Consider the following 19,453-nt stretch of genomic DNA (forward strand, 5'->3'; position numbering starts at 1 on the left):
CGCGCTCGCGCGTACCGCTCCACACTTGCTCTGAGCCATGGCGGCGCGCCGTTCCGCAAGCCATCGCGAACGCGCCGCGCATCGGGCGCAGCGCACCCGTCAGCGACAGCTCGCCCGCGAACTCGCGCTCGCCGAGCGACGACTCGGGGATCTGCCCGCTCGCGGCAAGAATGCCGAGCGCGATCGGCAAGTCGAACCGCCCCGATTCCTTGGGGAGATCGGCCGGCGCCAGGTTCACGGTGATGCGCCGCACGGGGAAATCGAAGCCGCAGTTCTGCAGCGCGGCTCGCACGCGCTCGCGGCTTTCGCGCACTTCGAGGTCGGGCAAGCCGACGATCGAAAACGACGGCAGCCCGTTGGCGAGATGAACTTCGACGGTCACTTCAGGCGCACGGCCGGCAGCCGGCGCGCGCGAACGCACCACGGCAAGCGACATGGATTCTCCTGGGGGAGGGCGGCAGCGGAACGCGCCGCCCTTTTCGATGACGAGGGCCGGGATGGCCCTGGCGGAACTGACTGTATGGCTCGCTTGCCGAGCGCGGGTCTGGCTTTACCTGCTTTAGGGTTCGCTTCGCAAAGATGCCGGTTCGACGAGCCTCAAGATTCCTCCGCCGTGGCGAGCTTCTGCTCGAGCTCGGCGACGCGCCGCTCGAGTTCTTCGAGGCGCGTGCGCGTGCGCAACAGCACCTGAGTCTGCGTGTCGAATTCCTCGCGCGTGACGAGATCGAGCTTCGAGAAACCCTGCGACAGCATCGCCTTCACGTTGCGCTCGACGTCTTTCGCGGGCGAATTCTTGAGCAGATCGCTCATGCGCGCCTGAAAGTCCTGAAAGAAATCGTTCGGTTGCTTCATGATGGTTCCTCTTGATTGCACAAAAAACGTGCATTTAGTCGTCAAAGGGCGCGATCCAACGCACCGATGATCGAATTTGGTGCGCGCGCCGCGCCGTCTTCGCGAACATGAGCGCTGCTGGTGCGCGATTCATGTCGCGGGCCGTGTGAACACTCTAGCAATGATCGATGGGCGGCGCCAGCGCGGCGGCCCGGCGTTGGCCGTTTGGCCGACGCCGCGGCCGCCTCGTCGAGACCTGCGTCCCGTCGCCCGTAGCGCCCGATGGCACGCTAGTTGCTCTATCCGGCCCGCACCGGCGGCGCGCGGATGTCGGCGGGCGTACGGCGTCGCCTGCGAGACTTTCCGCCGCATGGCAACGGGGTTCACGCAACGAAAAGAGGATTTCATGAAGCTCATTACCGCAATCATCAAGCCGTTCAAGCTGGATGAGGCGCGCGAAGCGTTGTCGGCGATCGGCGTCTCGGGCATCACCGTGACGGAAGTGAAGGGGTTCGGGCGTCAGAAGGGGCACACCGAGCTTTATCGCGGCGCCGAATACGTCGTCGACTTCCTGCCCAAGGTGAAGATCGAGGCGGCCGTGTCCGACGACATCGTCGACCAGGCAATCGAAGCCATCGAACGGGCTGCCCGCACGGGCAAGATCGGCGACGGAAAGATCTTCGTGACGCCGATCGAGCAGGTGATTCGGATCCGTACTGGGGAAACGGGCGCGGACGCCCTATAAGTCGAAAAAGTTAGCGATAAGAGGAAACCGAAAGATGCGCAAATTCCTGATGTCCGTGGCGATGGCCGCCACGCTGCTTGCGGGCGGCGTCAGCGCCGCCTTGGCGGACGATGCGGCAAGTGCCGCCGCCGCGTCGGCACCCGCCGCGACCGCCTCCGCACCGAGCGCCGATGCGTCGGGTGCGGCGGCTGCTTCCGCCGCGGCGCCCGCGTCGGCCGCCGCGGCCTCCGACGCCGCCCCCGCCGCGCCGACCGCTCCGATCTCGGTCGATTCGTCGAAGATCAATTCGGGCGACACGGCCTGGATGTTGACCTCGACGGCACTCGTTCTGTTCATGACGATTCCGGGCCTCGCGCTCTTTTACGGCGGCATGGTCCGCAAGAAGAACGTGCTCGCGACGGTCATGCAGAGCTTTGCGATCACCTGCATCGTGACCGTCCTCTGGACCGTCATCGGCTACAGCCTCGCGTTCACGCCCGGCAACGCGTTCATCGGCGGCTTGTCGCGCTTCTTCCTTGCCGGCATGAACTACATCAAGGGCGACAAGGCGACGACGCTGACGGTGAGCCATCTCGCGACGACGATTCCGGAAACGGTCTACTTCGTCTATCAGATGACGTTCGCGATCATCACGCCGGCGCTGATCACGGGCGCGTTCGCGGACCGCATGAAGTTCTCGGCGATGATCGTGTTCATGAGCCTCTGGTCGATCATCGTCTACTCGCCGATCGCGCACATGGTGTGGGAGCCGACCGGCTGGCTTTCGGCGGCGGGCATCCTCGACTTCGCGGGCGGCACGGTCGTGCACATCAACGCTGGTATCGCGGGTCTCGTGTGCGCCCTCGTGCTGGGCAAGCGCGTGGGCTATGGCCGCGAAGCGATGGCGCCGCACAACCTCGTGCTGACGCTGATGGGCGCGGCGATGCTGTGGGTGGGCTGGTTCGGCTTCAATGCGGGCTCGGCGGTGGCGGCTGACGGCCGCGCGGGCTTTGCGATGCTGACGACGCAAGTCGCGACGGCCCTGGCGGCGCTCGCGTGGATGTTTGCCGAATGGGTGGCCAAGGGCAAGCCGTCCGCGCTCGGCATCGCATCGGGCGCCGTGGCGGGTCTCGTGGCGATCACGCCGGCTTCCGGCTACGTCGGGGTAACCGGCGCGTTCGTCATCGGCATCGCGGCGGGCGTGATCTGCTTCTGGTCGGCTACGTGGCTCAAGTCCAAGCTCGGCTATGACGATTCGCTCGACTGCTTCGGTGTGCATGGTGTCGGCGGGATCGTCGGCGCGATTCTGACCGGCGTCTTCGCGGTCAAGGACATCGGCGGCGCCGACGGCAGCGTGATCCTGCAGCTCAAGGGCGTGCTGACCACGGTCGTCTACAGTGGTGTCATCAGCTTCGTCCTGCTGAAGCTAATCGACCTCGTCATCGGCCTGCGCGTGGCCGAAGAAGAAGAGCGTGAAGGTCTCGACGTCGTGCTGCACGGCGAGCACGTCGAATAAGAAGCAACTCCTCTCTCCAGAAACCGCTCGTACTACAGCGATTCAGCCCGCCTTTATGGCGGGCTTTTTTCACTCGATCTCGGCTCGACGCTTCAAGCAGCAGATCGATTAGTCAGTCCGCGCGCAAGCCTCTCGCAAGTTGACCAGGGGCGACCAAATTGGTACGATTGTTGTTCAAGGCTACGTGCGAGCGGGTGTAGAAAGCGTAGTGCCGCCCGGGTCACCGGGTCCCACCAGGAGTGGGAGTTTTGTCGCAAGGCAGATAGAGAGTCCCGCCTACAACGGCCACTTCGAGGTGGCCGTTGGCTTTTCCGAAGCGCTGCGCCCGGATGCGGCGTCCTTCATATGCTGCTTTCGGATGGCTCCCCTTTCACCCCACCGTCTATCGGGTCAATAGAAAAAGCGATTGCGCCCGAGCCCTTGCGAATGAACGCGCTGCCCCCAAATCGGCAGGGCAATTGCTCCACATGCTCTACAATCTTTTTCTCCCCTGTTCCGCGAGTGCTCAATGGTTCCGCACCTAGTTACGGCGTTAAACGGTCCGCTGCTCGATCTCGAGCGGAAGATCCTCGATGCCACGCCGGCGATCGAGCGGTGGTTCCGCCTCGAGTGGCAGGAACACACGCCGGCGTTTTACTGCTCGGTCGACCTGCGCAACGCGGGCTTCAAGCTTGCGCCCGTCGACACGAACCTTTTTCCGGGCGCCTTCAACAATCTACCCAATGAAGTGCTGCCGCTCGCCGTCCAGGCCGCCATGGCGTCCATCGAAAAGATTTGCCCGGACGCGAAGAATCTTCTGATCATTCCCGAGCGCGAGACGCGCAACGCGTTTTATCTCGAGAACGTGGCGCGACTTGCGACGATCATGCGGCAGGCGGGCCTCAACGTGCGTTTCGGCACGCTCGACGAATCCATCGCGGGACCGGTCACGATCTCCCTCGCCGACGGGCAGAAGATCGTCCTCGAGCCGCTCGAGCGCACACCGCGCCGACTCGGCTTGAAGAACTTCGACCCCTGCTCGATCCTGCTCAACAACGACCTCTCGGCCGGTGTGCCGCCCGTGCTGGAGAATCTGCACGAACAGTACGTGCTGCCGCCGATCCATGCAGGCTGGGCCGTGCGGCGTAAATCGACGCACTTCTCCTGCTACGACGACGTGGCGAAGAAGTTCGCGAAGATCGTCGACATCGATCCGTGGATGGTGAATCCGTACTTCGCGCATGTCGAAGGCGTCGATTTCGAAGCGCGCGCGGGCGACGAAGCGCTCGCCGGCGCCATCGACGCGGTCATCAAGAAAATCGCGCGCAAGTACCGCGAGTACGGCATCAGCGAAAAGCCTTACGTCGTGATCAAGTCCGATGCGGGAACCGACGGCCGCGGCGTCATGACGGTGCACGACGCGAGCGAGGTGACGAGCCTGACCAAGGGCGAGCGCGCGCGCATGTCGACGACGAAGAGCGGCTTGCAAGTGCACGACGTGATCGTGCAGGAAGGCGTCTATACATTCGAGCGCATTGGCGACGAAGTGGCCGAGCCCGTCGTCTACATGATCGACCGGTATGTCGTCGGCGGCTTTTACCGCGTGCACGGCAGCCGCGAGCGCGATCAGAACCTGCACGCGCCGGGAATGCACTATGTGCCGCTCGGCTTCGAGCATACGGCGTTGCCCGATGCGCATGCCAAGCCCGGCGCCGCGCCGCCGAACCGGTTCTATATGTACGGCGTCGTTGCGCGGCTCGGGCTGCTCGCGGCCTCGGTCGAGCTCGAGAAAACCGACCCGGAGGCCATCCAGGTTTGAACGCCGGCGCCTGGGCGCGGCCCGTGGCCGCGGCGCGGCGTCTTCAATCCTTTCGCGGCATCCCACCAACGACAAAGCCCGCCCCGGGGCAGGACCTTCATGGACATCCTTTTCATCGCCGACCCGCTCGCCAAGTTCAAGATCTACAAGGACTCGACCTACACGATGATGGCCGAAGCGGCCCGGCGCGGACATGCGCTCTTCGCCTGCGAGCCGAAGCATCTCGCGTGGGCGTCCGGTGACGTCGAAGCGACTGTGCGGCGCGTGACGCTCGTCGGCGACGAGTCCGATCCGCATCGCCAACCGTGGCACGAGAGCGCTCCGCATGAGAGTCGGTCGCTTGCGTCGTTCGGCGCGGTGCTGATGCGCAAGGACCCGCCGTTCGATATGGAGTACGTGACTTCGACCTGGCTGCTCGAGCTCGCCGAGCGCGCCGGCGCGCATGTCTTCAATAAACCGCAGGCGATCCGCGATCATTCCGAGAAGCTCGCGATCGGCGAATTTCCGCAGTTCGTCGCGCCGACGATCGTCACGCGGGATGCCGCACGGCTGCGGGCGTTTCATGCCGAGCACGGCGATGCCATCTTCAAGCCGCTCGACGGAATGGGAGGCATGGGCGTCTTTCGCGTGAAGAGCGACGGCATGAATCTCGGCTCGATCATCGAAATGCTGAGCCACGACGGCGTGCGTTCCGTCATGGCGCAGAAGTTCATCCCGGAAATCACGGCGGGCGACAAGCGCATTCTGTTGATCGGCGGCGAGCCGGTGCCCTATTCGCTTGCGCGCATTCCGCAGGGCAACGAGGTGCGCGGCAATCTGGCCGCGGGTGGGCTTGGCGTCGCGCAGCCGCTCTCGGCGCGCGACCGCGAGATCGCGGAGACGCTCGGACCTGTGCTCGCATCGCGCGGGCTGCTGCTCGTCGGGCTCGACGTAATCGGGGACTGGCTGACGGAAGTCAACGTCACGAGCCCGACATGCTTTCGCGAAATCATGGACCAGACGGGGTTCGATGTGGCGGCGATGTTCATTGACGCATTGGAGCGCGCGGCCGCCTAGACGCGCACCGCTCGAAAGGGTCGCGCCGCCGGTTTGCGCCGACAGTCGAATCGTTCGCAGGCCGACAGCGCGGCGCGAGGAATCGCGCGAAAATGACCCTGCTACAATGCCGGTCTCGCGGGTGCGGGACGGCATGGCGGCGTCCGCCACCATCGGTGGCGGGCCTGGACAGGGCGCGGCCGGCCGCTCGTTATCGCGCGCACCGCGCCGTTTTTGGTTGGCAAGACAGATATGGCAGGCATCCTGATCATCGCGCATGCGCCGCTCGCCACTGCTCTCAAAGAGTGCATCGCGCATATCTACGGCGGGCTTCCGGCACGCATCGGCGGAATCGATGTCCTTCCCGACTGCGATCCGGCCCAGGTCATTCGCGATGCTGAAGCGGAAATCGATCGGCTGCGAGAAGAAAACGGCGCGCTCGTTCTGACGGATATGTACGGTGCGACACCGGCGAACATCGCGTGCCGGCTCGCCGGTTCGTCGGACGTGCGCGTGCTCGCGGGAGTCAATTTGCCGATGCTCGTGCGTGCCGTCTGCTACCGGGCCGCGCCACTCGATCAGCTCGTCGAAAAAGCGTTGATGGGGGCCGCGAAGGGAGTCCATGCGGTGGGGCCGCAAATGTCGCCGTGCGAGTCAGCCAACGCCACCACTTGTCTGCCGTCCAACGCTTCGGCGGCCGGTGGCGCCATGCCCGCCGCCGCCTCCGTGGTCGGCGCGTCGCCTCGCGCGGACGAAGGCCCGGCCCAGTCGTAACCGGCTCCGCTTTTCTCCAATCCTTTGCCCCACCAGGACAACCGATGCTCCAACAAGAAACGACGATCGTCAATAAACTGGGCTTGCATGCGCGCGCATCGGCCAAGCTGACCCAACTGGCCGGCAACTTCCAGGCGGAAATCTGGATGACGCGAAACGGGCGCCGCATCAACGCGAAAAGCATAATGGGCGTGATGATGCTCGCGGCCGGAATCGGAAGCACCGTCACGATCGAGACGGAGGGGCCCGATGAAAAGGAGGCAATGGACGCACTCTTGAAGCTCATCGCCGATAAATTCGGTGAAGGACAATGAACGTCAGGAGCGGCGCCGGCCGGCGCATCGGGTAATGACAAAAGCCGCGATTTTTCGCGGCTTTTTCTATGTGCGCTAAAACGCAAGCCGTGCGGCCGCTCAAGGCCGTCGGGCAATCGCAATGGCAATGGCGACGCGAGCGCTGCCCCGCGACGTCTCGTGTCGAAGCATGCATTGCTGCGCCGCACGCTGTCAGCCATCGTCGACGGAATCTATAATTGCCGATCAGGGTCAAACGCCCATTGCAGCGGTATTACTCCCGCGGCATCACATAACTCGAGGAGGTGCGCGTGTCGTTTTCGCTGCATGGAATCCCAGTGTCACGCGGCATCGCGATCGGGCGGGCTTACCTGATCGCGCCGGCTGCGCTCGACGTCGACCACTATCTGGTCGATGCGCCGCGGATCGAGGGCGAGATCGAGCGCTTCCGCGCAGCGCTGAAAACCGTGCAGAACGAACTCGAGCGCCTCTCGGAGGATCTGGCGGCCGACGCGCCGAGCGAAGTCGGCGCCTTCATTCACGTCCATACGATGATCCTGAACGATGCGATGCTCGTTCAGGAAACGATCGATTTGATCCGCACGCGCAAATACAACGTCGAGTGGGCGTTGACTGAGCAACTCGAGCGCCTTTCACGCCATTTCGACGACATCGAAGACGAGTATCTGCGCGAGCGCAAGGCCGACATCCAGCAAGTGGTCGAGCGTATCTTGAAGGCGCTGGCGGGCGCGCCTTCGGCCGCGGCCCTCGTGGACGGAGCGAACGGCGATTCGCGCGCGGAAATGATCGTGGTGGCGCACGATATCTCCCCCGCGGACATGCTGCAGTTCAAGACGCAAACGTTCCAAGGCTTCGTCACCGATCTCGGCGGACGCACTTCGCATACGGCGATCGTCGCGCGCAGCCTCGGCATCCCCGCCGCGGTCGGCGTGCAGCATGCGAGCGCGCTGATCCGACAGGACGATCTCATCATCGTCGACGGCGATCACGGTATCGTGATCGTCGATCCGGCGCCGATCGTGCTCGAGGAGTACACGTATCGGCAAACCGAGAAAGCGCTCGAGCAGAAGAAGCTGCAGCGACTCAAGTTTTCGCCGACGCAAACGCTATGCGGCAACAAGATTTCGCTTTGCGCCAACATCGAGCTGCCGGACGATGCCCGCGCGGCGATCGAGGCAGGCGCCGTCGGGGTGGGGCTCTTTCGCACCGAGTTCCTCTTCATGAACCACAAGGATCGCCTTCCGGAGGAAGAGGATCAATTCGAAGCCTACCGGCGCGCGGTCGAGCTGATGGGCGGGTTGCCGGTGACGATCCGCACGATCGATGTGGGAGCCGACAAGCCGCTCGAGACGCTGGCGGGCGGCGACGGTTTCGAGTCGGCGCAGAATCCGGCGTTGGGCTTGCGAGCGATTCGCTGGAGCCTGTCCGAGCCGCAGATGTTCCTGACGCAGCTGCGTGCGATCCTGCGCGCATCGGCGTTCGGCAAGGTGAAGATCCTGGTTCCGATGCTCGCGCATGCGCAGGAGATCGATCAGACGCTCGATCTCATCCGCGAAGCGAAACGGCAGTTGGACGACGCCGGCCTTGCTTACGATCCTGGCGTGCAGGTCGGCGCGATGATCGAAATTCCGGCGGCGGCCATCGCCTTACCGCTGTTTTTGAAGCGCGTCGATTTCCTTTCGATCGGCACGAACGACTTGATCCAGTACACGCTCGCGATCGATCGCGCCGACAACTCAGTCGCGCATCTGTACGACCCGCTTCATCCGGCCGTCCTGCATTTGATAGCCTTTACGCTGCGCGAAGCAAAGCGCGCCGGCATGCCCGTTTCGGTCTGTGGGGAAATGGCTGGCGATCCGCAGCTCACGCGCCTTTTGCTCGGCATGGGGCTGACCGAGTTTTCGATGCATCCGAGCCAGCTCCTCGTGGTGAAGCAGGAAATCTTGCGCGCTGATCTCAGAAAGCTCGAGAAGCCTGTCGCGGACGTGCTCGCGGCATTCGAGCCCGAGGAGGTGCAGGCGGCGCTCAAGTGTGTCGCGGAGGCTTAGGGCGCTAAAGCGCTAACCCCTGCCGCAGAGCTTTGCATGGGCATAGGTAAGCGCTGAAGCGCTAACCTCTGCCGCAGCACACTGGGCAGTCGGGCTGGCGCGCGATGCTCATCGTCGTCCATTCCATCCGCAGCGAATCGAGCATCATGAGCCGCCCCGTCAGGGATTCCCCGATGCCCGCGATAATGCGCAGGGCTTCGGCGGCCTGCATGGCGCCGATGATCCCGACCGTCGGCGCGAACACCCCCATCTGCGAACACGCCACTTCCTCGAACGGTTGATCCTCGGGAAAGATGCATGCGTAGCAGGGCGAAGCAGGATTGCGGAAATCGAACGTGCTGATCTGGCCGTCGAAACGCAACGCCGCGCCGGAGACGAGCGGCACACCGTGCGCCACGCACGCGCGGTTGATCGCATGCCGGGTAGCAAAGTTGTCCGTGCAATCGAGGACGACGCTCGCGTGCGGCACGGCGGCCTCGAGCCACGCGTCGCTCACGCGCTCGTCGACGGCTTCGACGATCACCTCAGGATTCAAGCGGGCGATGGCATCGCGCCCCGACTCGACCTTCTTACGGCCAATCGAGGCCGTGACGTGCAGGATCTGCCGCTGAAGATTCGTGAGATCGACGGTGTCGGCGTCGACGAGCGTCAGCTTGCCGATCCCCGCGGCGGCCAGATACATGGCGGCGGGCGAGCCGAGCCCGCCCGCGCCGACGACGATCGCATGGGCATCGAGGAACCGCTGCTGCGCCTCGATGCCGAGCTCGTCGACGAGGATGTGCCGCGAGTAGCGAAGAAGCTGATCGTCGTTCAAGGATTACGCCAGATTACTTGCTCGGCGCGGGGCTCGAGGCAGGCAGCGGTGTCGACGACTGCGGCTTGACGGCGACAGGCGCGGAAGCGGACTGCTCGACCTTGCGCTGCGCAAGCTTGCGCTCGGCTACCGACTTCGATTCCAGCACAGGCTTGCCTTCGAGCTTGTTCACCGCCTGCTGCAGCATGAAGTCGTCGGGCGAGCCGAAATCGACCGGCTTGCGATCGCGCTCCTTGGCCTTTTGCTCGGGCGTCATCTTGTCTTCTTGCTGCTCGAGCTGCTGCAGCTGCTGCAGGCGGTCCTGCTCGCGCTGCTCCTGCTCTTTCTTCTCGTTCGGATCCTGCGTGTTTGCGAGGTGGTTCGTGTAATCGACCTCGCGCGTCACGAAGGCATCGTCAGGATCGCCGTCGGCGTATTGATCGACCGGGATGTCCGGCCGAATGCCCTTGTTCTGAATCGAGCGGCCGCTCGGCGTGTAGTAGTAGGCCGTCGTCAACCGCAGCGCCGTATCGGCCGTGAGCGGCCGCACTGTCTGCACCGAGCCCTTGCCGAAGGTCGTCTTGCCGAGAATCAGCGCGCGGTGCTGGTCTTGCAGCGCACCGGCCACGATCTCCGATGCCGACGCCGAATAAGCGTTCGTCAGCACGACCATCGGCACCGTTCGATAGATGGCCGGCAGGCTCTTGAGCGGGTCCGAATCGAACGACGGGAGCCGGTAGTTCGAATAGGTATCGCGATAAACCTGTTTCGAATCGGGGATCTGGCCGTTCGTCGACACGACGACCGAGTCCGGCGGCAGGAACGCGCCGGCCACGCCGACCGCGCTTTGCAGCAGGCCGCCGCCGTTGTTGCGCAAATCGAGCACGAGCCCCTTCAGGTTCGGCTGTTCGCGCGCGATGTCGGCAAGCTTGGCCGCGAGATCCGGCACCGTGCGCTCCTGGAAGCTCGTGACCCGCACGTAGGCATAGCCGGGCGACAGCACCTTCGTCTTCACGCTCTGCACGCGGATGATCGCGCGCGTGACCGTGACGGGGAACGTGCGGTCCTCGCTCTTGCGGAAGAGCGTCAGCGTGACCTTCGTGCCCGGGTCGCCGCGCATCTGCTTGACGGCCTGGTCGAGCGTCATGCCACGCACGGGCTTGTCGTTGATGCGCGTGATGAGGTCTCCGGGCCGGATGCCCGCGCGGAAGGCAGGCGTATCCTCGATCGGGGAGATGACCTTGATCAGGCCGTCCTCCTGCGAGATCTCGATGCCGAGACCCGCGAACCGCCCCTTCGTCTGTTCCTGCAGCTCTTCGTAGTCGGTCTTGTCGAGGTACGACGAGTGCGGATCGAGGCTCGAAACCATGCCCTTGATCGCTTCGGTCAGGAGCTTCTTGTCGTCGACCGGCACGACATAGTCGTGCTTGATCTGGCCGAACACCTCGGCGAAAAGCCTGAGCTGATCGAGCGGCAATGGCGCAGTGGCAACCTGTTGCTGCGCCGCGGCGGAAAACTGCAGCGTCGCGAACACGCCGGTTGCGAGGCCCGCGGCGATCAGGCCGATGTTCTTGAGTTTCGTGCGCATAGAGTCTGGTGCGGTCTGGAAACGGCGGGAGCGCCGAAAAGCGGAGGACGGTCAAGTATAACTGTTCGACCTTGATGGTGCGGGATGGTTGTCACATGGCGCCCGCCCCAAGAGCGGCGCCATGCCGGTCAACGCGCCTTGCCCTGGTTGGCGACGGCGGCCTGCGCCTTGGCGATCGCCTCCTGATCGCCGAGGTAGTAGTGACGAATCGGCTTCAAGTCCTCGTCGAGCTCGTACACGAGCGGTACCCCATTCGGAATATTGAGGCCGACGATATCGGCATCCGAGATGTGATCGAGATACTTCACGAGCGCGCGCATCGAATTCCCGTGCGCGGCGATGAGTACTTTTTTACCGGCTTTGATGGCCGGACCGATCGATTCGTTCCAGATCGGCAATACTCGCGCGACGGTGTCCTTCAGGCATTCGGTGAGCGGCAGCTGCTCGCGCGGTACCTTCGCGTAGCGAGGATCTTCGTAGGATGCGCGCGGATCGGACGGCTCGAGCGCGGGCGGCGGCGTATCGTAGCTGCGGCGCCAGATCAGCACCTGCTCGTCGCCGTACTTGGCCGCCGTCTCGCCCTTGTCGAGGCCCGCGAGCGCGCCGTAGTGGCGCTCGTTGAGCCGCCAGGAGTGGACGACGGGGATGTACATGAGGTCCATCTGGTCCTGCACGAGCCAAAGCGTGCGGATCGCGCGCTTCAAGACCGAGGTGTAGGCGATGTCGAAAGTGTAGCCGGCGTCCTTGAGCAGGCGTCCCGCCTGCTCGGCTTCACGGATGCCTTGCTCGGTGAGGTCGACGTCGACCCAGCCGGTGAATCGGTTTTCCTTGTTCCACGTCGATTCGCCGTGGCGGATGAGGACGAGCTTGTGCATGGTGTGTCGGTCGGTAGTAAGGAAGCCTCGGACGTCGGCGCCCGCGTTCCGCCTGCGTTCCGTCCGCGGCCGCCGGCTGCGGGACGCGCGAGAAAGGGGGCGTCGCCATCGCGTCGAACGGTTATTTTATAATGGCGGGATTGCCCTTTTGGTTTTCTTCCTTCTTGGCGGATCTTCCGTGACGTTCTTTACCGATTACACGAACCTCGTGCTCCTCGTCGCGCTCCTCGTTTCGGGCGGGTTTCTGCTCTGGCCGATGTTGACCGGCGGCGGGCGCGGCGGCCTTTCCGCGGCCGAGGCGACGCAGCTCATCAACCGGCGCAACGCCGTCGTCGTCGATCTGCGCCCCGCGGCCGACTACACGAACGGCCATCTGCCGTCGGCACGCCACCTCGACTTTTCGGAGCTCCAAGCAAAAATCGGCCAGATCGCGAAGAATAAGGCTAGCCCGGTGTTGCTCGTCTGTCAGAACGGTCTGCAGTCGAACAAGGCTTCGCGTATCGTCAGGGAGGCCGGCTACACCGAAGTCCATATTCTGCAAGGCGGCCTGAACGCCTGGCAGCAGGCCGGCATGCCGGTCGTCAAGTAGAGGAGTCGCAAGCGTGAATACCGTCGTCATGTACAGCACGCAGGTTTGCCCGTACTGCCAGATGGCCGAACGCCTGTTGAAGTCGCGCGGCGTGCAGCATATCGAGAAAATCCTGATCGACAGAGACCCGTCGCGTCGCCAGGAAATGATGAGCCGAACGGGGCGTCGCACGGTGCCGCAGGTTTTCATCGGCGAGACGCACGTGGGCGGCTACGACGACCTTTCCGCGCTCGATCGCGCGGGCGGTCTCACGCCGTTGCTCGAGGCGGCCTGACGCCGCGACGGCGGTCTGATGCCCGATCCGTCAGTTCTTCGCGCGCGGCGCAGCCAGGGCCGCGCGCTTGCGACGCGGGTGCCTTGGCGCCCCCGCGCCCGCGCCTGAAACGCATATCGGCGGCGGGTTCGACGCGCGCACCGTCGAACCCGCCCACAAGAATCCATCCACCGGAGTCATCATGTCGGACCAGAACAACCAGCCGTTCTTCAACATTCAGCGCATTTATCTGAAGGACCTCTCGCTCGAGCAGCCCAATTCGCCGGCGATCTTCCTCGAGCAGGAAATGCCTTCGGTGGAAGTGGAAGTCGACGTGAAGGCGGAGCGTCTCGCCGAGGGTATCTTCGAAGTGATCGTCACCGGTACCGTCACGGCGAAGATCTCGGAAAAAGTCGCCTTTCTCATCGAGGCGAAGCAGGCCGGTATCTTCGACATTCGCAATATTCCCGCCGAGCAGGTGGATCCGCTCGTCGGCATCGCGTGTCCGACGATCATCTTCCCGTACCTGCGCTCGAACATCGCCGATGCGATCACGCGCGCGGGCTTTCCGCCGATTCACCTCGCCGAGATCAACTTCCAGGCGCTCTACGAGCAGCGCCTCGCCCAACTCAATGCGCAGAACGACGCGTCGTCAACCCCGACGCAGCATTGAATCCGAGCGGCTTTAGACGCGCATCGAGGTGCCGACGATGAAGGTCGCCGTTCTTGGCGCCGGTGCCTGGGGCACGGCGCTCGCCGCGCATCTGGCAAGGCGTCACGACGCGCTGCTGTGGGCGCGCGACGGCTCGCTCGTCGACGAGCTGCGCGCGACGCGCGAGAACCAGCGCTACCTCGGCGGTGTCACGCTGCCGGCCGAGCTTCGCTGCGAAGCCGATCTCGCGGCCGCGCTCGCGCACTGCGCCGAAGACGACGCGCTTTGCGTGGTGGCGACACCCGTCGCGGGTTTGCGCGCGCTTTTCCGGGCGATGCGCGATGCCCGGCGGGTGCCCGCGCATATCGTCTGGGTCTGCAAAGGGTTCGAGGCCGATACGCAGTTGCTGCCGCATCAGGTCGTCGCGGCGGAGCTGGCCGGCCATGCGAGCAACGGCGTGCTGTCCGGGCCGAGCTTCGCGCGCGAGGTGGCGCTCGGCCTGCCGGTCGCCTTGACTGTCGCGAGTGCGTCCTCCGTATGCCGCGAGCGGACGCTCGGCGCGTTTCACCATGGCGCGATGCGGATCTATACCGGCGATGACGTCGTTGGCGTCGAAGTCGGCGGCGCCGTGAAAAACGTGCTCGCCATCGCGACCGGCATCGCGGATGGCCTCGCGCTGGGGCTCAACGCACGCGCCGCGCTCATCACGCGCGGGCTCGCCGAAATGTCGCGCCTGGGCGTGGCGCTCGGCGGACAACCCGGGACATTTACCGGACTGACGGGCCTCGGCGATCTCATTCTGACGGCCACGGGCGACCTTTCCCGCAATCGTACCGTCGGCCTTCGACTGGCTGAGGGGCGCACGCTCGACGATATCCTCGCCGCGCTCGGGCATGTGGCCGAAGGCGTGCGCTGCGCCCAGGCCGTGCTCGCGATTGCGCATGCGTATGGCGTCGACATGCCGATCACGCAGGCGGTCTGTGCCGTGCTCTTCGAAGGCGTCGCGCCGCGCGACGCGGTGAGCGCGCTGCTGCGCCGCGATGCGCGCGCCGAGTCCAAGCATTGACGGTTCGATTGGCGGTTCGCGGTCTTCGCGGCCGCGACGCTCATCGGGCGTCGATCAGACGTCTGTCCGCTTTGCCCGCCATCTCAATCGCCACCTTCGAAGCCGGCTTGACGCCACGCTTCGAATACGACGACGGCCACGGTATTCGAGAGATTGAGGCTGCGGTTGCCGGGGCGCATCGGCAGACGCACACGGCGCTCGTTCGAAAACTGCGCGAGCAGCGCATCGGGCAGGCCGCGCGTTTCGGCGCCGAACACGAACCAATCGCCGGGGGCGAAGGCGTGCGAGTGAAAGCGGCTCGAGCCACGCGTCGTGAACGCGAACATGCGTGAGCGATCGGGCGTTTCACTGGCGATGAATGCATCCCAATCGCGATGCACGCGCATTTGCGCATACTCGTGATAGTCGAGACCCGCGCGGCGCATCTTCGCGTCGTCGAGCGGAAACCCGAGCGGCTCGATGAGGTGGAGCCTCGCGCCTGTGTTGGCGCAAAGCCGGATGATGTTGCCGGTATTCGGCGGAATTTCGGGTTCGACGAGGACGACGTTGAACATGGTGAGTTGAGCCTGGGTCAATCTTTCGCCGTGCGCAGCGCGACGAAGTTGGTGACTTTGCGCGCGCCCGCGGCCTTCAGCACGCGCGCGATTGCTTCGAGCGTCGCGCCCGAGGTCATCACGTCGTCGACGAGCGCGACATGCAAGCCGGCGACGCGCCGTGAGACGCTGAACGCGGCTCCGACGTTTCGCCGTCTCGTATCGAGATCGAGGCGCGACTGCGGCGACGTATGCACGAGGCGCGTGACGAGCGTTGCATCGGCCGGTACGCCGATCGCCCGGGCGAACGGTCTCGCGATCTCCCAAGCCTGATTGAAACCGCGCTCGACGAGGCGAGCATGCGCGAGCGGCACGGGCGCGACGACGTCGGGCCAATCGTCGGCGGGGAGGCTATCGCTGGCGAGGCGCGCGAGCCCCTGCGCGAATTCTCGCGCAACGACGAGCCGCGCGCGAAACTTGAGGCCGAGGGCAAGGCGCTCGAGCGGGGCGCGATAATCGGCGAGCGCGAGCGTCCTGTCGAACGGCGGCCGAGCGCCGCGGCAGGTGCCGCACAGATAGCGCGCCTCGCCGCGCGGCCCGCCGCTTCGCAACGAAAGCGGCAATGCGCAGAGGACGCAGCGCAAACGCGGCTCGTTCCAATAGGCGGCGTCGCACCCCGGGCAGAGCGGGCGTTGCGACATATTGACGCACGCAGCGGCATTCGTCTGGTCGCGCGCGCCACATGATGCTCCGCACAACACGCAGGTCTGCGAGAGCGCCAGGCGGCCGATCCGCGTCAGCGCCCGGACAGCGAGGGCTTGAACGCGGCTCGCGTCGCCGCGGCCGAGCGCACGCGCACGCCATTTCGCGGACATCGTGGAAAGCGCGTTGCGATGCGGTTCCATGAGCTTCGTTTAGTGAACGGAACGGAGCGAGCGAGTATACTTCGGGCTCCTCGCCCGTTCGACCGTCATGTCCTCCAATTCCGTGAAATCCGGCCGTCCGGCCTATGATGCCGGGTTCTTGAGGCGAATCTTCGATCGCCGCGCGGCGGCATTCGGCGAAGTCTCGTTTCTTCCGCGTGAGATTGCTCAGCGCATGCGCGAGCGGCTCGACTTCATCAAGGTCGAGCCCGCCCGTATTCTGGATGCGGGTTGCGGCGCCGGCGACGATTTTTCCGCGCTGCGCGAGCGCTTTCCCGAGGCGCCGGTCTTCGGCACGGACCTTTCTCACGCGATGCTGGCGCGCGCGACTGCCCGAGCGGGCGGCGACGCGAGCTGGCGGCGCCTCTTGCCGGCGGCGCTGCAGCGCGCGCTCGGCGCGCACGGCCCGCGGCTCGCGCAAGCCGATTTCGCGGCGCTGCCGTTCGCGGCGGGCGCATTCGATTTCATCTGGTCGAATCTCGCGCTGCAATGGCATCCGCGTCCCGACCTCGTCTTTCCCGAGTGGCAACGCGCGCTGAAGGTCGGCGGGCTGCTGATGTTCAGCACCCTCGGGCCCGACACGCTGCGCGAGCTGCGCGGCGCTTATGCGGAAGTCGAGGCGGCGCATGGCGTCGCAAGCCGTCCGCACGTGATCGATTTCGTCGATATGCACGACCTCGGCGACATGCTCGTCGAGAGCGGATTCGAGATCCCGGTAATGGATCAGGAAACGTTGACGATCACTTATCAATCGCCCGAATCGCTCCTCGCCGACGTGCGCCGCTGGGGCGCGTATCCGTTTGCGCGGACGCTGGCCGGGCCAGCCGGCGGCTCGCGAGCCGCAGGCGCCGGCGGTCTCGCGGGTGCGCTCGCGAGACGGCTGCATGCGGCACTGATCGCGGCGCTCGAGGCGCGTCGACGCGAGGACGGCACGATTGCCCTCACGTTCGAAGTCATCTACGGACACGCATGGAAGGCAGTCCCGCGCAAAACGGCCGAAGGGTATGGCGTCGTCCGCCTCGAGGACATCGGACGGCGGCGTCCGACATGACGCGGCGGGCTGCATCGGGCGATTGGCTGCTTGCGGTGTGACGACTATAATGCGTCAGTTTGTCGCCTTGGGAACCCCACGATACAAGGCGGCGCGGCGCCGAATGCGCAGTGCGGCGCGGTGTGCGACGGCATGCGCGGGAGGTGGCGATGGACACGGCAACCCTGCTGACCGATGCGGAGCCGGTGCTCGAGGACTGGCTGATGAAGCGAAACTGCTCCGTGTCGCCGCGGCAGTTCGTATTGTTCTTTCTGTCGCTGGCGTTGTGCTCGTCGGCGATTGCAGTGCTGCTGACCGCACGGGGCGCCTGGCCGATCGCGCCGTTCACCGGCGTCGAGCTTCTGGTGGTCGGCGTCGCGTTCGTGATGTACGCGCGCCACGCGGTCGATTACGAGCGCATCCGGCTCTATCCGAACCGGCTCGTCGTCGAGCAGGTGAGCGCGGAGCGGGTGGTGCGGTTCGAGTTCAATCCGCGCTGGGTGCGGGTGGAGCCGGGGGCAACGCCCCGCGAGCCGATCAAGCTCGTATCGCGCGGCCAGACGGTTGCGCTCGGGCATCATCTCGCGCACTACCGGCGCGCGCAGTTCGCCAACGAGCTGCGTGTGTCGCTGCGGCGATGCGGCTGAGCGATGCGCCCGTCGGATGCGGGCGGCGGCGAAAGCAAAGGGCGACGGCAAAAGGGGGCGAGGTTTGAATGGAAATTTTGGGTAAGGAAGCTATGAAAACAATCAAGCGAGCCCTCACGGGCGTGCTGGCGGCGAGTGCGCTTGCCGGCGCCTCGGCCGCATGGGCGGTCGGCGACAGCCCCGGCGGTCCGGCCGTGAACGAGATCAACCTCCAGCCGCCCGTCACCGCTCTCGCCGAGGAGCTCTATCACCTCCACACGATGATGCTCATCCTTTGCACGGTGATCTTCGTCGGCGTGTTCGGGGTCATGTTCTATTCGGTCTTCGCGCACCGCAAGTCCAAAGGCCACAAGGCCGCCAACTTCCACGAAAGCACGACCGTCGAAATCATCTGGACGATCGTGCCGTTCATCATCGTCGTGTTGATGGCGCTGCCGGCCACGCGTACGGTCGTGGCGATGAAAGACACGAGCAACGCGGACGTGACGGTCAAGGTCACGGGCTACCAGTGGAAGTGGGGCTACGACTACGTCAAGGGTCCCGGCGAAGGCATCAGTTACTTTTCGACGCTGAGCACGCCGCGCACGGAAGTGAACGGGCAGGCGCCGATCACCGATACGTATCTGCAGGAAGTCGACAATCCGCTCGTCGTGCCCGTCGGCAAGAAGATCCGCATCATCACGACGGCCGCCGACGTCGTTCATTCGTGGTACGTGCCCGCGTTCGGCGTGAAGCAGGATGCGATTCCCGGCTTCGTGCGCGACACCTGGTTCAAGGCAGAGAAAGTCGGCATCTATCGCGGCTTCTGTACCGAGCTCTGCGGCAAGGAGCACGCGTACATGCCCGTCGTCGTGAAGGTACTGTCCGACGACGACTACGCGAAGTGGGTCGACGACGAGAAGAAGAAAATGTCGTCCGCGAACGACGACCCGAACAAGACCTATACGATGGCCGAGCTGATGCAGCGCGGGCAGCAGGTCTACTCGTCGAACTGCGCGGTCTGCCATCAGCCGACCGGCAAGGGTGCGGGCGCCTTCCCGGCGCTCGACGGCAGCAAGATCGCGAACGGCCCGATCGCGCAGCACGTCAGTATCGTGCTGAACGGCAAGAATGCGATGCCGACCTGGGGCAAGACGCTCAACGATGTCGAGATCGCTTCGGTGATCACGTTCGAGCGCAACTCGTGGGGCAACCATACGGGCGACATTCTGCAGCCGCGCCAGGTGGCCGATGCCCGCAACGGGAAGCTTCCCGAGGGCGGAGATCATCTGACGGGTGCTCCGGCAGGAGGCGGCGAGCCCGCCGGCGGTGCGAGCGGGGCCGCGAGCGGGCCGCAAGCGTCGATCGCCGCGCCGGCAACGGTCCGGACGGCTGATGCCGATCAAAAGAACCAGTCGGAGCCGGGCACGGGCCGCGCGCGAGTCCAAGCCGCGCACGCTCGTACCGGTTCGGCCGCTTGACGTG

General features: G+C 65.0%; 20 protein-coding genes and 1 pseudogene. 14 read left to right on the top strand and 7 right to left on the bottom strand.

Features of this window, described 5'->3' with window-relative positions; genetic code table 11:
• Nucleotides 1–43: 43 nt before the first annotated feature.
• A pseudogene (locus B0G57_RS32350) lies at nucleotides 44–436 on the bottom strand (magnesium chelatase domain-containing protein); the annotation flags it as partial.
• 161 nt (nucleotides 437–597) lie between these two features.
• Nucleotides 598–852 (bottom strand): accessory factor UbiK family protein, encoded by a 255-nt coding sequence (locus B0G57_RS12025; RefSeq protein ID WP_018443594.1) that lies wholly within the window; start codon nucleotides 850–852, stop codon nucleotides 598–600.
• Nucleotides 853–1,237: 385 nt separating this feature from the next.
• Here B0G57_RS12025 and B0G57_RS12030 point away from each other — a divergent pair, with 385 nt between their 5' ends.
• From B0G57_RS12030 to ptsP, 7 genes are all read left to right on the top strand, one after another.
• On the top strand, nucleotides 1,238–1,576 hold the full coding sequence (locus B0G57_RS12030; RefSeq protein ID WP_020566534.1) for a P-II family nitrogen regulator: 339 nt from the start codon (nucleotides 1,238–1,240) through the stop codon (nucleotides 1,574–1,576).
• 34 nt (nucleotides 1,577–1,610) lie between these two features.
• Nucleotides 1,611–3,071 carry an ammonium transporter gene (locus B0G57_RS12035; protein ID WP_020566535.1) on the top strand — a complete coding sequence of 487 codons (1,461 nt, stop codon included), beginning with the start codon at nucleotides 1,611–1,613 and terminating at the stop codon, nucleotides 3,069–3,071.
• A gap of 508 nt (nucleotides 3,072–3,579) precedes the next feature.
• Entirely contained in the window at nucleotides 3,580–4,869 is a 1,290-nt protein-coding gene (gshA, locus tag B0G57_RS12040) for a glutamate--cysteine ligase (RefSeq protein WP_018443599.1), read from the top strand.
• 99 nt (nucleotides 4,870–4,968) lie between these two features.
• On the top strand, nucleotides 4,969–5,925 hold the full coding sequence (gshB, locus tag B0G57_RS12045) for a glutathione synthase (RefSeq protein ID WP_018443600.1): 957 nt from the start codon (nucleotides 4,969–4,971) through the stop codon (nucleotides 5,923–5,925).
• A gap of 231 nt (nucleotides 5,926–6,156) precedes the next feature.
• Nucleotides 6,157–6,678, top strand: a complete 522-nt coding sequence (locus B0G57_RS12050; protein WP_018443601.1) for a PTS sugar transporter subunit IIA — start codon at nucleotides 6,157–6,159, stop codon at nucleotides 6,676–6,678.
• A gap of 44 nt (nucleotides 6,679–6,722) precedes the next feature.
• The gene (locus B0G57_RS12055; protein ID WP_018443602.1) at nucleotides 6,723–6,992 is read left to right on the top strand and encodes an HPr family phosphocarrier protein; all 270 of its coding nucleotides are present in this window, start codon (nucleotides 6,723–6,725) and stop codon (nucleotides 6,990–6,992) included.
• A gap of 290 nt (nucleotides 6,993–7,282) precedes the next feature.
• Entirely contained in the window at nucleotides 7,283–9,040 is a 1,758-nt protein-coding gene (ptsP, locus tag B0G57_RS12060; RefSeq protein WP_026230212.1) for a phosphoenolpyruvate--protein phosphotransferase, read from the top strand.
• Between the two features lie 61 nt (nucleotides 9,041–9,101).
• Here ptsP and B0G57_RS12065 read toward each other — a convergent pair whose 3' ends face one another.
• From B0G57_RS12065 to gpmA, 3 genes are all read right to left on the bottom strand, one after another.
• Nucleotides 9,102–9,854, bottom strand: a complete 753-nt coding sequence (locus B0G57_RS12065) for a HesA/MoeB/ThiF family protein (RefSeq protein WP_018443604.1) — start codon at nucleotides 9,852–9,854, stop codon at nucleotides 9,102–9,104.
• A 13-nt stretch (nucleotides 9,855–9,867) separates the two neighbouring features.
• The gene (locus B0G57_RS12070; protein ID WP_018443605.1) at nucleotides 9,868–11,421 is read right to left on the bottom strand and encodes a S41 family peptidase; all 1,554 of its coding nucleotides are present in this window, start codon (nucleotides 11,419–11,421) and stop codon (nucleotides 9,868–9,870) included.
• A 128-nt stretch (nucleotides 11,422–11,549) separates the two neighbouring features.
• Nucleotides 11,550–12,296: a 2,3-diphosphoglycerate-dependent phosphoglycerate mutase gene (gpmA, locus tag B0G57_RS12075; RefSeq protein ID WP_018443606.1), complete on the bottom strand. Its 747-nt coding sequence runs from the start codon at nucleotides 12,294–12,296 to the stop codon at nucleotides 11,550–11,552.
• Nucleotides 12,297–12,474: 178 nt separating this feature from the next.
• On the opposite strand from gpmA, the gene B0G57_RS12080 reads away from it, so the two are divergent.
• The 4 genes from B0G57_RS12080 (at nucleotide 12,475) to B0G57_RS12095 (ending at nucleotide 14,856) form a co-directional block, all read left to right on the top strand.
• Entirely contained in the window at nucleotides 12,475–12,885 is a 411-nt protein-coding gene (locus tag B0G57_RS12080; protein ID WP_026230213.1) for a rhodanese-like domain-containing protein, read from the top strand.
• 13 nt (nucleotides 12,886–12,898) lie between these two features.
• On the top strand, nucleotides 12,899–13,159 hold the full coding sequence (grxC, locus tag B0G57_RS12085) for a glutaredoxin 3 (RefSeq protein WP_026230214.1): 261 nt from the start codon (nucleotides 12,899–12,901) through the stop codon (nucleotides 13,157–13,159).
• 181 nt (nucleotides 13,160–13,340) lie between these two features.
• Entirely contained in the window at nucleotides 13,341–13,811 is a 471-nt protein-coding gene (gene secB / locus B0G57_RS12090; protein ID WP_026230215.1) for a protein-export chaperone SecB, read from the top strand.
• A 37-nt stretch (nucleotides 13,812–13,848) separates the two neighbouring features.
• Entirely contained in the window at nucleotides 13,849–14,856 is a 1,008-nt protein-coding gene (locus B0G57_RS12095; protein WP_020566536.1) for an NAD(P)H-dependent glycerol-3-phosphate dehydrogenase, read from the top strand.
• Nucleotides 14,857–14,939: 83 nt separating this feature from the next.
• On the opposite strand, the gene trmL is transcribed toward B0G57_RS12095, so the two are convergent.
• Nucleotides 14,940–15,410: a tRNA (uridine(34)/cytosine(34)/5-carboxymethylaminomethyluridine(34)-2'-O)-methyltransferase TrmL gene (gene trmL, locus B0G57_RS12100; RefSeq protein ID WP_018443611.1), complete on the bottom strand. Its 471-nt coding sequence runs from the start codon at nucleotides 15,408–15,410 to the stop codon at nucleotides 14,940–14,942.
• Nucleotides 15,411–15,427: 17 nt separating this feature from the next.
• Nucleotides 15,428–16,264 (bottom strand): ComF family protein, encoded by an 837-nt coding sequence (locus B0G57_RS12105; RefSeq protein ID WP_035469660.1) that lies wholly within the window; start codon nucleotides 16,262–16,264, stop codon nucleotides 15,428–15,430.
• Nucleotides 16,265–16,361: 97 nt separating this feature from the next.
• On the opposite strand from B0G57_RS12105, the gene B0G57_RS12110 reads away from it, so the two are divergent.
• The 3 genes from B0G57_RS12110 (at nucleotide 16,362) to coxB (ending at nucleotide 19,449) form a co-directional block, all read left to right on the top strand.
• Nucleotides 16,362–17,363 carry a methyltransferase domain-containing protein gene (locus B0G57_RS12110; RefSeq protein ID WP_018443613.1) on the top strand — a complete coding sequence of 334 codons (1,002 nt, stop codon included), beginning with the start codon at nucleotides 16,362–16,364 and terminating at the stop codon, nucleotides 17,361–17,363.
• 149 nt (nucleotides 17,364–17,512) lie between these two features.
• Nucleotides 17,513–17,989, top strand: coding sequence for a DUF2244 domain-containing protein (locus B0G57_RS12115; RefSeq protein ID WP_018443614.1), 477 nt, complete (start codon nucleotides 17,513–17,515; stop codon nucleotides 17,987–17,989).
• Between the two features lie 68 nt (nucleotides 17,990–18,057).
• Nucleotides 18,058–19,449 (top strand): cytochrome c oxidase subunit II, encoded by a 1,392-nt coding sequence (coxB, locus tag B0G57_RS12120; protein ID WP_083925810.1) that lies wholly within the window; start codon nucleotides 18,058–18,060, stop codon nucleotides 19,447–19,449.
• The last annotated feature ends 4 nt before the right edge of the window (nucleotides 19,450–19,453 follow it).

The sequence above is a fragment of the Trinickia symbiotica genome (genome assembly GCF_002934455.1).
Taxonomy (GTDB): Bacteria; Pseudomonadota; Gammaproteobacteria; order Burkholderiales; family Burkholderiaceae; genus Trinickia; species Trinickia symbiotica.